Origin of the sequence: Candidatus Accumulibacter contiguus (assembly GCF_036625285.1) — a bacterium.
Taxonomy (GTDB): domain Bacteria; phylum Pseudomonadota; class Gammaproteobacteria; order Burkholderiales; family Rhodocyclaceae; genus Accumulibacter; species Accumulibacter contiguus.
The window spans coordinates 3,120,713-3,132,743 of record NZ_JAZKUC010000001.1; the positions used below are offsets into that span (position 1 = coordinate 3,120,713).

At 63.6% G+C, this 12,031-nt stretch carries 15 protein-coding genes; 5 read left to right on the forward strand and 10 right to left on the reverse strand.

Annotation, left to right across the window (positions count from 1 at the left end; all coding sequences use genetic code 11):
- Positions 1 to 11: 11 nt before the first annotated feature.
- The 6 genes from V5B59_RS14980 to V5B59_RS15005 all read right to left on the reverse strand — a co-directional run bounded on the left by V5B59_RS14980 (position 12) and on the right by V5B59_RS15005 (position 4,191).
- Positions 12 to 317, reverse strand: coding sequence for a hypothetical protein (locus V5B59_RS14980; protein ID WP_169068921.1), 306 nt, complete (start codon positions 315 to 317; stop codon positions 12 to 14).
- A complete protein-coding gene (locus V5B59_RS14985; protein WP_308240020.1) occupies positions 296 to 994 on the reverse strand; it encodes a sensor histidine kinase in 699 nt (232 codons plus the stop codon). Before V5B59_RS14985 ends, V5B59_RS14980 begins: the two co-directional genes overlap by 22 nt.
- On the reverse strand, positions 991 to 1,806 hold the full coding sequence (locus V5B59_RS14990) for a response regulator transcription factor (RefSeq protein ID WP_248594597.1): 816 nt from the start codon (positions 1,804 to 1,806) through the stop codon (positions 991 to 993). The genes V5B59_RS14985 and V5B59_RS14990 overlap by 4 nt, the downstream gene beginning before the upstream one ends.
- Positions 1,712 to 2,923, reverse strand: coding sequence for an exo-beta-N-acetylmuramidase NamZ family protein (locus tag V5B59_RS14995; RefSeq protein ID WP_169068920.1), 1,212 nt, complete (start codon positions 2,921 to 2,923; stop codon positions 1,712 to 1,714). Before V5B59_RS14995 ends, V5B59_RS14990 begins: the two co-directional genes overlap by 95 nt.
- A gap of 211 nt (positions 2,924 to 3,134) precedes the next feature.
- The gene (locus V5B59_RS15000; protein WP_169068919.1) at positions 3,135 to 3,716 is read right to left on the reverse strand and encodes a DOMON-like domain-containing protein; all 582 of its coding nucleotides are present in this window, start codon (positions 3,714 to 3,716) and stop codon (positions 3,135 to 3,137) included.
- 19 nt (positions 3,717 to 3,735) lie between these two features.
- Positions 3,736 to 4,191, reverse strand: a complete 456-nt coding sequence (locus tag V5B59_RS15005) for a Fur family transcriptional regulator (RefSeq protein ID WP_034909101.1) — start codon at positions 4,189 to 4,191, stop codon at positions 3,736 to 3,738.
- A gap of 296 nt (positions 4,192 to 4,487) precedes the next feature.
- Between V5B59_RS15005 and msrB the strand changes: the two genes are divergently transcribed.
- Positions 4,488 to 5,000 carry a peptide-methionine (R)-S-oxide reductase MsrB gene (gene msrB, locus V5B59_RS15010; protein WP_034909102.1) on the forward strand — a complete coding sequence of 171 codons (513 nt, stop codon included), beginning with the start codon at positions 4,488 to 4,490 and terminating at the stop codon, positions 4,998 to 5,000.
- Positions 4,997 to 5,608 (forward strand): peptide-methionine (S)-S-oxide reductase MsrA, encoded by a 612-nt coding sequence (msrA, locus tag V5B59_RS15015; RefSeq protein ID WP_034909103.1) that lies wholly within the window; start codon positions 4,997 to 4,999, stop codon positions 5,606 to 5,608. The genes msrB and msrA overlap by 4 nt, the downstream gene beginning before the upstream one ends.
- A gap of 9 nt (positions 5,609 to 5,617) precedes the next feature.
- On the opposite strand, the gene V5B59_RS15020 is transcribed toward msrA, so the two are convergent.
- Positions 5,618 to 6,808 (reverse strand): class I SAM-dependent rRNA methyltransferase, encoded by a 1,191-nt coding sequence (locus tag V5B59_RS15020; RefSeq protein ID WP_169068918.1) that lies wholly within the window; start codon positions 6,806 to 6,808, stop codon positions 5,618 to 5,620.
- Between the two features lie 99 nt (positions 6,809 to 6,907).
- Positions 6,908 to 7,147: a hypothetical protein gene (locus V5B59_RS15025; RefSeq protein ID WP_169068917.1), complete on the reverse strand. Its 240-nt coding sequence runs from the start codon at positions 7,145 to 7,147 to the stop codon at positions 6,908 to 6,910.
- A gap of 47 nt (positions 7,148 to 7,194) precedes the next feature.
- On the opposite strand from V5B59_RS15025, the gene ypfJ reads away from it, so the two are divergent.
- The 3 genes from ypfJ to V5B59_RS15040 all read left to right on the forward strand — a co-directional run bounded on the left by ypfJ (position 7,195) and on the right by V5B59_RS15040 (position 9,307).
- Positions 7,195 to 8,052, forward strand: coding sequence for a KPN_02809 family neutral zinc metallopeptidase (ypfJ, locus tag V5B59_RS15030; protein ID WP_169068916.1), 858 nt, complete (start codon positions 7,195 to 7,197; stop codon positions 8,050 to 8,052).
- Positions 8,053 to 8,065: 13 nt separating this feature from the next.
- The gene (locus V5B59_RS15035; protein WP_332352009.1) at positions 8,066 to 8,938 is read left to right on the forward strand and encodes a peptidoglycan DD-metalloendopeptidase family protein; all 873 of its coding nucleotides are present in this window, start codon (positions 8,066 to 8,068) and stop codon (positions 8,936 to 8,938) included.
- Between the two features lie 66 nt (positions 8,939 to 9,004).
- Complete coding sequence (locus V5B59_RS15040) at positions 9,005 to 9,307, forward strand: hypothetical protein (RefSeq protein ID WP_248594594.1); 303 nt, start codon at positions 9,005 to 9,007, stop codon at positions 9,305 to 9,307.
- On the opposite strand, the gene V5B59_RS15045 is transcribed toward V5B59_RS15040, so the two are convergent.
- Complete coding sequence (locus V5B59_RS15045; protein ID WP_169068915.1) at positions 9,304 to 10,485, reverse strand: O-succinylhomoserine sulfhydrylase; 1,182 nt, start codon at positions 10,483 to 10,485, stop codon at positions 9,304 to 9,306. The two genes, V5B59_RS15040 and V5B59_RS15045, sit on opposite strands and share 4 nt — an antisense overlap.
- 17 nt (positions 10,486 to 10,502) lie before the next feature.
- Positions 10,503 to 12,029, reverse strand: coding sequence for an amidophosphoribosyltransferase (purF, locus tag V5B59_RS15050; protein WP_169068914.1), 1,527 nt, complete (start codon positions 12,027 to 12,029; stop codon positions 10,503 to 10,505).
- Positions 12,030 to 12,031: the final 2 nt, after the last annotated feature.

The window sequence follows — 12,031 nt, forward strand, 5'->3', positions numbered from 1 at the left end:
AAGACAGTTGGTCACAGTCGAATCAAGTCGTAAAGCCGACACTTTACCAACTCTTGGGTCGACAAGACAGGGGGCAGCCCGATTGCATAGTTGATCGCCCCAACAATTCCTCGCGTTATCGCGTCATTCAGCCAGGCTTCCTGATCGAACAGCGCGTTCATGCTGGTGTCGCCAATCACATCACGGAGCCAACGATGGACACCAAGCAAACCACCCTGGACGCCTATCTCGCCCGCACTGCAGCTATCCACGCCAAGTTGGAACGATTCCAGCAACTCGCTGACGACCACCTCGGTCACGACCCCGATGCCATCCATTGGGGCCTCGTTGGCAACCTCGGGCGGGTAGAGGCCGGGCTGGACGAGTTGCTGGCGATCCTCGGCGGCGACGGCGAGTGACGACGAGTGACGACGCCCATTAACCACCGGCAATCATCATGACCACCCAAGCCAAACTCACCGACACCCAGACCACCGTCCTCAAGGCCGCTGCCCACGACGAGATCGAACTTCTGCACGGCATCGGTGACCAGTTCGTCGAGCCGGAAACGCTCGCAGTGCAGCACCTGGTCGGTGGACTGCAGCGCCGCCAGCTCGAACAACTGCTGCGACAGGCGGCGTACCTTGTCGCTCTGCGCCAGCGCCGCGGCCAGCAGGCGAGCGCACCGCCCCGGTTCGGCGGGTGTCTTGCCGGCCATCGCTTCGAGATGGCCGTGCAGCGCCGTCAGGGGCGTCCGCAGATCGTGCGCGACGCTGGCCATCATCTCGCGGTGCGCGCTTGCCTGCTGTTGTTCGCGCGCCGTCTGCGCCTCGATACGCTGCGTCATCTCGGCAAAGGCCGCGGCAATGGCGCTGACTTCGTCGCCGCTGGTCGGCGAGCGGTCGCGCCGGGCGTCGGCGGCGTACAGCGTCCGCAGCGAGTAGTCGCGCATGCGGCCAGCCAGGCGATGCAGGGGCAGCGTCAGGCGGGTGGTGAAGGAGCGGGCAGCGATCACGCGGGCGTCTCTTCAAAGCGGTAGCCGACGCCCCAGACGGTGACGATCCGGCGCGGGTCGCGCGGGTCATCTTCGATCTTGGTCCGCAGGCGGTTGATATGCAAATTCACGGTGTGTTCGTAACCGTCGAAAGCGGCGCCCCAGACGCGCTGCAGAAGTTCGCTGCGACTGAAGGCCCGGCCCGGATGACGGACCAGGAAGTACAGCAGGTCGAATTCACGAAGGGTCAGTGGAACGGCTTCGGCGCCACGCAGCAGCTCGCGGCGAAGGGTATCGAGCCGGAAGGGGCCAAAGCGCAATTCCGATGCCGGCGCCGGCGACGAACGCAATTGCTCGATACGTCGCAGGAGTGCCCGCACGCGCGCCACCAGTTCGAGCATCGAGAACGGCTTGGCGAGGTAATCGTCGGCCCCGAGTTCGAGGCCCAGAATACGGTGTGCCTCGGCCGAACGGGCGCTGAGCATGATCACCGGCACATCCGCGTGCTGCGCCCGCAGGTGACGGCAGACGTCCCAACCGTCGGCGCCGGGCAGCATCAGGTCGAGCAGAACCATGTCCCAGCGCTGGCGATCGATCGCCGCCATCGCCTGCAAGCCGTCGGACTCGCGATGCAGGCGATAGCCGGCCTCTTCGAGGTGCAGACGCAGCGCGGCGGCGATCGCGTCGTCGTCCTCGACCAGCAGCAGTTGACGGCGACCAGTCGGCGAGCGACCCGGTTCAATACCGCAGGAATTCCTGACGCGCCTGCGCCCAGGCCTCCTCGTCGCTGCGGCACAGGGCGTCGAGGTCGGCCGGCGTCGCGGTCGGGTCATCGACCCACTCGCGCAGCAAGGGCGAACCGTTGATCAGGTCGATGGCCCGGCGATCGAATTCGTATTCGTAGGCAAAATCGCGCCACAGCGGATAGTCCGGCTGCAGTTGCCGCAGCGCCTTGAAAGCCAGGCTCTGCAGGCGCCAGGGGCGGAAACTGGCGGGTCGGTAGCAGCCATCGTCGACATGGATCTGCACGCCGTGGCAGAGCTGCCCGGCGTGTTTGTGGAAAGTCGGTTCGAACCAGCATTCGCGCAGTCGGCAGCCCTGCAGCCAGTGCGCTGCGAGCGCGTCCATGCTCAGCAGCAGCTGGCGCGCGTCGATGTCCGGCGCGCCAAAAAGCTCCAGCGGGCGCGTCGTGCCACGGCCTTCGGAGAGCGTGCTGCCTTCGAGCATCACCGTGCCGGCATAACAACGCGCCATCGACAGGTTCGGGGCGTTCGGGCTGGGGTTGATCCAGCAGCGCTCGCCGAGCGGCCAGCCATAGCCGGGCGCCGCCTCGGGAAGCCAGCCCTGCATGGGGATCAGCGTCCAGTCCAGGTCGAGAGCAAGGCGGCTGATGAACCAGCCGGCGAGTTCGCCCATGGTCAGACCGTGCCGCATCGGCAGTGGCCCGGCGCCGACGAAGCTCTCCCAGCCGGGACGCAGCAGCAGTCCCTCCAGCGGACGTCCCGCCGGATTGGGGCGATCGAGGATCCATACCGCCTTGCCGTGCTCGGCAGCAGCTTCGAGCACGTAGCGCAAGGTGGTGATGAAAGTGTAGATGCGGCAGCCGAGGTCCTGCAGGTCGACCAGCAGCACGTCGAAAGTCGCCATCATCGCCGGCGTCGGCCGCCGCACGGCGCCGTACAGGCTGAACACCGGAATGTGGTGCAGCGGGTCGAGAAACTCGGGCGACTCGACCATGTTGTCCTGCTTGTCGCCGCGCAAGCCATGCTGCGGGCCGAAGGCTGCGGTGAGGTGCAGATCGGGCAAAGCGGCCAGGGCGTCGAGGGCATGCCTCAGATCGGCGCTGACCGACGCCGGATGCGCCAGCAGGGCCAGACGACGGCCGCGCAGGGGCCGGCGCAAGGCCGGGTCGGTGAGCAGGCGATCGAGTCCGAATTGCAGGGCGGGCATTCTGGATTCCTTCAATCTGCAAGTCGCGTCAGCGACTCACGAATCTCCCCTCCCCACTCGTGGGGGAGGGGTCGGGGGTGAGATGGGGAATTCGCAGAGCATGCTCTGCGCCCATCGAACGATTCCGGCGTGCAAGCCGGAATGCGCCCTGCAAGGGAGGGAAACGGTCATGACTTTCATGATCGGGGGGTGCCTGGAAAAGTCATGACCGTTAGCTTGACTCGTGCGCTGGCGCCAGTTCGAGGGCAAAGCCGTCGCGGTGGTGAAAATCGGGCAAGGCCGCCGGATGATGCAAGGCCCAGTAGCTATGGCTGCCGTCGATGATGTCGGCGGCTTCGACAACGGCGGACAGACCGATCTGCAATGTTGCCGTGGCGGCTCGCGGTGGCAGCACGGCGGCGGCAATGACGGCTTCGAGTTCCAGCCTGCCGGCGAACAGCTTGGCGGTGATCTGCGGCGGCACCAGCAGGACCCGACTGTCGTCGCGCTGGCGGTAGCCGGAAAACGCATACGCCGCCCATTGACCCGACGGCGAAAAGTTGAACTCGTGGTAGCCGGCCTCGCCAAGGACGCCGACAAAGGCTTCGAAACAACTGTGTTCCCAGAGTCCATCGGCAGGTTCGGGTGGCTGTGGCGCCGGAATCCGCAGGCGGGCCATGTCACCGCGCAGGCAGTAGGCCAGGGCAATGCCTCCACCGGCGGCACGCGCCGCATGCACTTCGATCGTGCGCACCACCGGGGCAGGTGTTGCCGGATGGCGACGCAGGGTCAGCGTGAATTCGCCTGGAAACATCGAAGGGATGCAACAGGGTTCATCGGCGTTCGCCGGTACACTCGGCACAGCGGCCACACAGATCGAGTTCGATGCGCGACAGGCAGAAGCCTTCCGGCAGACTGGGCGGCACCGGCGGCGCAGCGTCGAGGCAGAACACCCGCCCGCAGTCTTCGCAGCGGAAATGGGTATGTGCGGCATGCTCACCGCCAGCGGCAAGCGAATAGCGGAACGTCCGCTGTGCATCGGTCGTGCGGCGCGCGAGTCCGCTCTCGACCAGCCAGTCGAGCACCCGATAGAGCGTCACCCGATCGATGGCCAGATCACCGAGCGCCTGCTCGATCTGGTGGTGGGTCAGCGCCGCCGGCGCAGCGCGCAGCAGCCGCAGGACCCGCAGCCGTGCCGGGGTGGCGCGCGCACCCGTGCGGCGAATCAGCAAGACGGCGGTTTCCGCTTCTGCAGCGGTCTCGACAGGGGTGGCATGGGGAAGCATCATGGCTGCGAATTTAATCACAGCCCGCCCATAGATGCTACACAGTTGCGAATGTCGGGATTCACCCGCAGGACAAGGATTGGCGATGCGAAGAAAGACGTAAGTTTTCTTCTCCGGTCAACGACCATAGAGCAAACCTTCGCCAGGAAAGGCCTCGGTGCCCTGCCCTGCCCGGCCAGGCGTCTGCCGGCGGATCGCTGGCTTGGGGAACTGACACGGCGCTTTTCGGCCGAATGTTACTGATGCCCGACTGAGCCTGGCCAGCGGGAATTCGCAAACCGTTTTTACTGGAGAACATCATGGATCGTCGTCAATCACTGAAATGGCTGGGCGGCATATCCGCCTTCATCCTGCCTGTAGCCGCCCCCGGCCCGGGTTGGGCCAGCGAGGCCGCTGGCAATAAATTGCGGAAATCGCAAGCCGAATGGGCCACCCTGCTGCCACTGCCCGCTTATCGCGTGCTCTTCGAGGAAGATACCGAACGTGCCGGAACAAGCCCGCTGAACCAGGAGAAACGCGACGGCACCTTCATCTGTGCCGCTTGCTACCTGCCACTCTTCGACAGTTCGGCAAAATACGAGAGCGGTACTGGCTGGCCCAGCTTCTGGCAACCCCTGCCAGAAGCGGTAGCCACCAAAACCGACTTCAAGTTGATCTATCCGCGCACCGAGTACCACTGCACCCGCTGCAGCGGCCATCAGGGGCACGTTTTCAACGACGGTCCCAAGCCCACCGGCAAGCGCTACTGCAACAACGGCGTGGCCCTGCAATTCGTGCCGCGCGCCGAGCCACTACCGGCATTGCGGACATGAGCACGCGCCTGCTCATGGCAGCGTTGTGGCTGCTGGCGCTTGGCGGTGGCGCCGGCGCTGCCGAGCCAGCCGCCGACAAGAGAGCCGAAACCAGAACGGCGATTTTTGCTGGCGGCTGCTTCTGGTGTATCGAGGCGGATTTCGAGAAACTGCCGGGCGTGCTCGGCGCCGAGTCCGGCTATACCGGTGGTCAGACGGTCAACCCGAGCTACGAACAGGTCAGTGCAGGCAACACCGGACACACCGAAGCCATCCGCGTCAGCTACGACCCGCAGAAGGTCAGCTATCCACAACTCCTCGACTATTTCTGGCGGCACATCGATCCGACCGTCAAGAACCGGCAGTTCTGCGACATTGGCACGCAATACCGCAGCGGCATCTACTGGCAGAACGAGGCCGAGCGCAAGGCCGCCGAAAGCAGCCGTGACGCCCTGCTGGCAAGTGGCAAGCTGCCGCGCATCGAGACCGAAATCGCCGCCGCTGCCGCTTTCTATCCGGCCGAGGAGTATCACCAGGACTACTACAAGAAAAACCCGATCCGCTATACCTATTACCGTCAGAGTTGCGGCCGCGACGCGCGCGTCAAGCAGGTCTGGGGAGGTGGTTAGCGCACTGGCTCAATCGACCTGACAGAGCAGGCCCTTGAGATATTCCCCTTCGCTGAAATGCAGCGCTACCGGATGATCCGGCGGCGCGGCGAGACGGCGCAGGATGCGCGCGTCACGGCCGGCATCGACGGCGGCATCGGCGACAATGCGCTGAAAGTACTCGCTGCTGATGCCCCCCGAACACGAGTAGCTCATCAGCAGGCCACCGCGATTGAGCAGACGGAAGGCATAAGCATTGATGTCCCGGTAGGCGCGTGCAGCGCGCTCGGCATGCGCGGCCGACGGGGCGAACTTGGGCGGGTCGAGAATGATCAGGTCGAAATGCTGCCCGGCGCTCTTCAGCGCGCGCAATTCGGTGAACACATCGGCCTCGCGCCACTCGGCCCGGTTCGCGTCGAGCTGCGGGTTGAGCGCCAGGTTGTCGATGGCCGTAGCCAGCGCCGGCCCTGACGAGTCGATCGAAAGCACGCTGCTGGCGCCGCCGGCGAGCGCCTGCAGCGAAAATCCACCGGTGTAGCAGAAACAATTGAGCGTCGCGCGGTCGGCGGCCAGGGTGCGCGTCAGCAGGCGGTTGTCACGCTGGTCGAGATAGAAACCGGTCTTGTGGCCGGCAACGACGTCGACCTGCATGCGCACGCCGTTTTCGACGATGCAGAGTCTTTCTGCGGGTGCCGCACCGAACACCCAGCCGGTCACCGGCGGCAACCCTTCGAGGCGACGAACATGTGAATCCGAACGCTCGTAGATGCGCGCACAGACAGTCGCACGCTGCAGTGCATGGATGATCGCCTGCCGCCATTTCTCGGGGCCGGTCGCCGTCAGTTGCAGCACGACGGTGTCGCCGTAGCGATCGGCAATCAGGCCCGGCAGGCCATCGGACTCGCCATGAACCAGCCGCAGACCGTCCTGCCCGCGCAATTCCGGTGTCAGCTGACGGCGTTCGACGGCGGCCTGGATATGGCGTTTGAAGAAGGCATCGTCGACGATCTCGTCGGGGTTGAAGGTCCACACGCGGGCGCGGATTTTCGATTCCGGGCTCCACGCCGCTTTCGCCAGAGGACGCCCATTGGCAGCGACGACATCGACGGTATCGCCCGGTCGCGCGCGACCGCTGAGCTTCTCTACCGCGGCCGCAAAAATCCAGGGGTGGCGACGAGCAAGCGAGCGATCCTTGCCGGGCAAAAGAACGAGTTGGGCCATGCTGAATATCCCTCGCCCGTGGCCGGACGACAATGAGCTGAAACGTAACGCGGCGCGATACCAGAGGTACGCGCCGCGCGTGTTGCATACACCGACAAGTCAGGTCTTGGGTTTGGCCGGAGTGCTCATTTCGGTTTGCCCATCCTTGGCTTTTTCAGCCGAGCAGGCGACAGCATGTGCACTTGATAGCGCCAGCGCCACGGCCAACAGGCCGGCGGTTAGTTTCCCCATACGCTTCTCCTTGTGGCTGCCGACATTGGCGAAGCCACTGTAGGCCTTCCCGTCGCGAAATACAACCCCTATTTTGACAGTGCCTTTCAGCGATGTAATCTTGCCCACGTTCTGTTAACATCGGCAGCATTGCAAGTGTGTCTCAGGGACAAACCATGCGCCTGGATGATCAGAGCGAGAGTCAGAACGTCGAAGACCGGCGAGGTGGCGGCGTCGTGGCCGGCAGCGTCGGCATCGGGACACTGCTGGTCGCCCTCGCCGCCGGCTATTTTTTCGGCATCGACCCGGCGGTGATCCTTGGACTGGTTTCGAACAGCAGCCACAACACTTCGTCCGCAGCACGCCCGGCAGCGAAGCCCCCGGCCAATGATGAAATGGCGAGCTTTGTCGCCAAGGTACTCGGCAGCACCGAAGCGACCTGGCAGACGGTTTTTCGTGAGGCCGGACGCCGTTACCAGGAACCAAAACTGGTGCTGTTCGCCGGCGCCACACCGACCGCATGCGGCACGGGCAAGTCTGCCATGGGTCCTTTTTATTGTCCGGCCGATCAGAAGGTCTACATCGACCTGGCGTTCTACCGCGATCTCAGAGAACGCTTTCACGCACCCGGCGAGTTCGCCCAGGCGTACGTGATCGCACACGAAGTCGGTCATCACGTACAGCACCTGCTGGGCATTTCCGACAAGGTGCATGCGGCACAGCAGAAAAGCGGCAACCGGGCCGCCGCCAATGCGCTGTCCGTGCGGCTCGAACTGCAGGCCGACTGCTTTGCCGGCGTCTGGGGCCATCGCGCCGACAGCATGCAGAAAATCCTCGAACCGGGAGAGACCGAACAGGCGCTGACCGCAGCGTCAGCGATTGGCGACGACCGCCTGCAACGCCAGACGCAGGGCCAGATCGTCCCCGAATCCTTCACCCACGGCACTTCCGAACAACGCGTACGCTGGTTCAAGCGGGGTATGGACAGCGGCGACGTCCGCCAGTGCGACACTTTCAGCGCTGCGTCGCTGTAGCGGGGTGGATGCCATGACGCTCCGCCAGCGTGTCGCCCTGTGCCTGCGATTCTTGCTTCCCCTGCTGTTACCCTCGCTCACGCACGCCGCCTTGCCCAGGGCAGCCAGCGTCCCCGGCGGCGTGGCGGTGGTTTCGCTCGGCCCGGTCGCGACTGGCGCCAGACCGCCACGCGCCTGGCTCGGTGAACAGCCGGTGCTGGTCGCTGCCGACGCCGGTCAATGGGTCGGCGTGGTCGGTCTGGCGCTGGACACTCCCCCCGGAACGTACGCACTGCGGGTGGAGGAAAAGGACCAGGCGACTGAACAGGGAAAATCGCGCCGCGTGCATTTTCATGTCAGCGCCAAGGACTATCCGGAACAACGAATCACGCTCAAGGACAGCAGCAAGGTGCAGCTCTCGGCCAGTGATCTAGCGCGCGTCGAGGGCGAAATCGCCGCCATCCAGGGCATCAAGCGCCATTGGCGCGATGCCGACGATACCGACACCGACTTCATCCTGCCGGCGGCGGGTCGACTCACCGGCCGCTTCGGTGTGCGGCGCTTTTTCAACGGTGAGGCACGTTCGCCACATGCGGGCTTCGACATCGCCTCGCCACGCGGCGGCGCCGTCAAGGCTAATGCCCACGGCATCGTGCTCGCCACCGGTGATTATTTTTTCAACGGCCAGACCGTGTTTGTCGACCACGGCAACGGCCTGATCAGCATGTACTGCCACCTCGAGCGCATCGATGTGCAGACCGGCGAGACGGTTGGCAAGGGCCAGCGGCTCGGCCTGTCCGGAATGAGCGGCCGCGCCACCGGTCCACACCTGCACTGGAGCGTGATTCTCAACGGGGCGATGGTCGACCCGCAGTTGTTCGTGGCCAGTCCAGGCAGAATGCGCTGACGCTGGCCCTTGCAGCGTCGGGAAATCGATTGGCGCTTGCATGCAAGCGCACTTATGGAGAAAAGCATGAAACACGTGATCTGGGTACTGTGGCCTGCGTTCATCGCCGCGGGAATCGCCGAGGTGATCTTCTTCACGATGATCGATCCGGCACAGTTATACCTGTTTGGCGAACTGGTGCAATGGTCGGCAATAGCGACCTACTCGACGGGCTTCCTGCTCTTCTGGCTGGTCTGCATCGGCTCCAGCCTGATGACCTACGCGATGATGCCGGAAGCGGTCAAGGAGGCGCTCAGAAAAGCCGCCAGCGAGCGCGAAGACCTGGCTCGGCCAAAACGCAGGGAACCTGTTGTCGGCAACGACCGCTAAATCAACGACAACCCGGTTTCGAGGTCGTCCTGCAGATCGACGACGGCTTCGAGACCCACGGCGATGCGCAACAAGCCCTCGGTGATGCCAGCCGCCGCCCGCTGCTCCGGCGTGATACGGCCGTGCGTGGTCGAGGATGGGTGCGTCAGGGTGGTTTTGGTGTCGCCGAGATTGGCCGTGATCGACAGCAAGCGGCAGCGATCCACGATCTTCCAGGCTTCTGCACGGGCTCCCTTGACTTCGAAGGAAACAATGGCACCACCGCCTTTCTGCTGGCGTTGCGCGAGTTCGAACTGCGGATGAGAAGGCAGGCCGGGATAGTAGACGCGCGCCACCCGCGGATGATCTTCCAGCCATCGCGCCAACTGCAGCGCCTTTGACGACTGCGCCTCGAGGCGAATCTGCAGCGTCTCCATCCCTTTCAGCAACACCCAGGCGTTGAACGCGGAGAGCGTCGGACCGGCGGTGCGCAGGAACTTGAACACTTCATCGGTCAGTTTCCTCGGCCCGGCGACCGCGCCACCGAGAACCCGGCCCTGCCCATCGAGAAATTTGGTCGCCGAATGAACGACCAGATCCGCTCCGAGGTCAAGCGGGCTCTGGAGAATCGGCGTACAGAAACAGTTATCGACCGCCACCAGCACGCCCTGCGCGTGCGCAATGCCTACCAGAGCAGCAATGTCGGCAATCTCGGTCAGCGGATTCGACGGGGTTTCGAGGAAGAACAGCTTCGTTTCCGGCCGCATCGCGGCATGCCAGGCCGCGACATCGGTCTGGGCGACAAAGCTGGTCTGGATCCCGAAGCGCGGCATGATGGTACCGAGCAACTGCTGCGTGGCCCCGAACAAACCCGTTGAGGCGACGATGTGATCGCCGCTGCTGCAGAGCGCCATCACCAGCGAGAGGATCGCCGACATCCCGGAGGCGGTGGCAATACACGCCTCTGCACCTTCCAGGGCGGCGAGGCGATCCTGGAAAACAGCGACTGTCGGATTGGTGAAGCGCGAGTACACATTGCCTTCTTGCTCACCGGAAAAACGGGCGGCTGCCTCTGCAGCAGAAGTGAAGACAAAACTCGAGGTCAGGTAGAGCGCTTCACTGTGCTCGTTGAACTGGCTACGCTCCTGACCCGCTCGCACCGCCAGCGTCTCCAGGGAAGGTCTGCGCTTGCTCTCCATGCTGTTCTCCATCATGCTCAGCCTGCCGACAGCAGGTTGAGATGCAACTGTTTTGACGCCCAGCGCTCTTCCTTCGTCGTTGGGTGGTGACCCTCACGGGCCATCTCGATGGCCGTCAGGTACTCTGCACTGACATCGCCGGTCACGTAACAACCATCAAAGCACGAAGTATCGAAATGGCAAAGCGACGGTTTCAATTCACGGATCGAAGCCTTGAGTGCATCCAGATCCTGATAGACCAAGGCGTCGGCACCGATTTCACGGGCAATCTCCTCGCCGGTGCGGCCGGTCGCGATCAGCTCGCTACGCGTCGGCATGTCGATTCCGTAAACATTCGGGTAACGCACCGGCGGCGAAGCGGATGCGAAATAGACCTTCAATGCTCCGGCTGCTCGCGCCATCTCGACGATCTCGCGGCTGGTCGTGCCGCGCACAATCGAGTCATCGACCAGCAGGACGCGCTTGCCCTTGAATTCCTGCGCCACGGTGTTCAGTTTCTGGCGAACCGAGCGCGCCCGCGTCGCCTGGCCGGGCATGATGAAAGTGCGGCCGATGTAGCGGTTCTTGACAAAACCTTCGCGGTACGGGACGCCGATGCGCTGTGCCAGTTGCATCGCCGAAGGGCGACTCGAATCGGGAATCGGGATGACCACGTCGATCTGATCGACGGGAATGTGTTTGAGCAGTTTGTCAGCGAGATGCTCACCCATACTCAAGCGTGCTTCATAAACCGAGACCCCGTCGATCACCGAGTCCGGCCGCGCCAGATAGACGAATTCGAAAATGCAGGGGGACAGTGCCGCATGCTGCGCACACTGGCGCTGATGCATACGGTGATCGAGATCGATGAAGATTGCCTCGCCGGGGTCGACGTCGCGAAGGACCTGGAAACCCAGAGTATCGAGCGCAACCGACTCGGAAGCAAACAGGTATTCGGTACCCTCTGGGGTCTCGTTGGTTCCGAAAATCAGCGGCCGAATGCCGAAGGGATCACGGAACGCGAGCAGGCCGTGACCGGCGATCATCGCTATCACCGCGTAGGCACCCCGGCAACGACGATGCACGGCCGCCACCGCAGCAAAGATGGTATCGAGATCCAGGCGACATCCCTTGGCTGTCGCCTGCAGTTCGTGCGCCAGCGTGTTCAGCAGCACCTCCGAATCCGAACTGGTATTGATGTGCCGCAGATCCTGACAGAACATCTCTTCCTTGAGGTGCTCGGCGTTGGTCAGGTTGCCGTTGTGCCCGAGAACGATCCCGAACGGCGAGTTCACATAAAAGGGTTGCGAGAGGGCTGCGTCGAAAGCCGAACCGGCGGTCGGGTAGCGACAATGGGCGATCCCCATGTTGCCCGGCAGAGCCCGCATGTTGCGGGTGCGAAAAACGTCGCGCACCAGCCCAGACCCCTTGTGCATGTGAAAAGCGTCGTTCTCGGCGGTGACGATGCCGGCGGCGTCCTGTCCGCGATGCTGCAGGACCATGAGTCCATCATAAAGCAACTGGTTCACCGGCGTAGTTGCGACAACCCCGAGAATTCCGCACATAG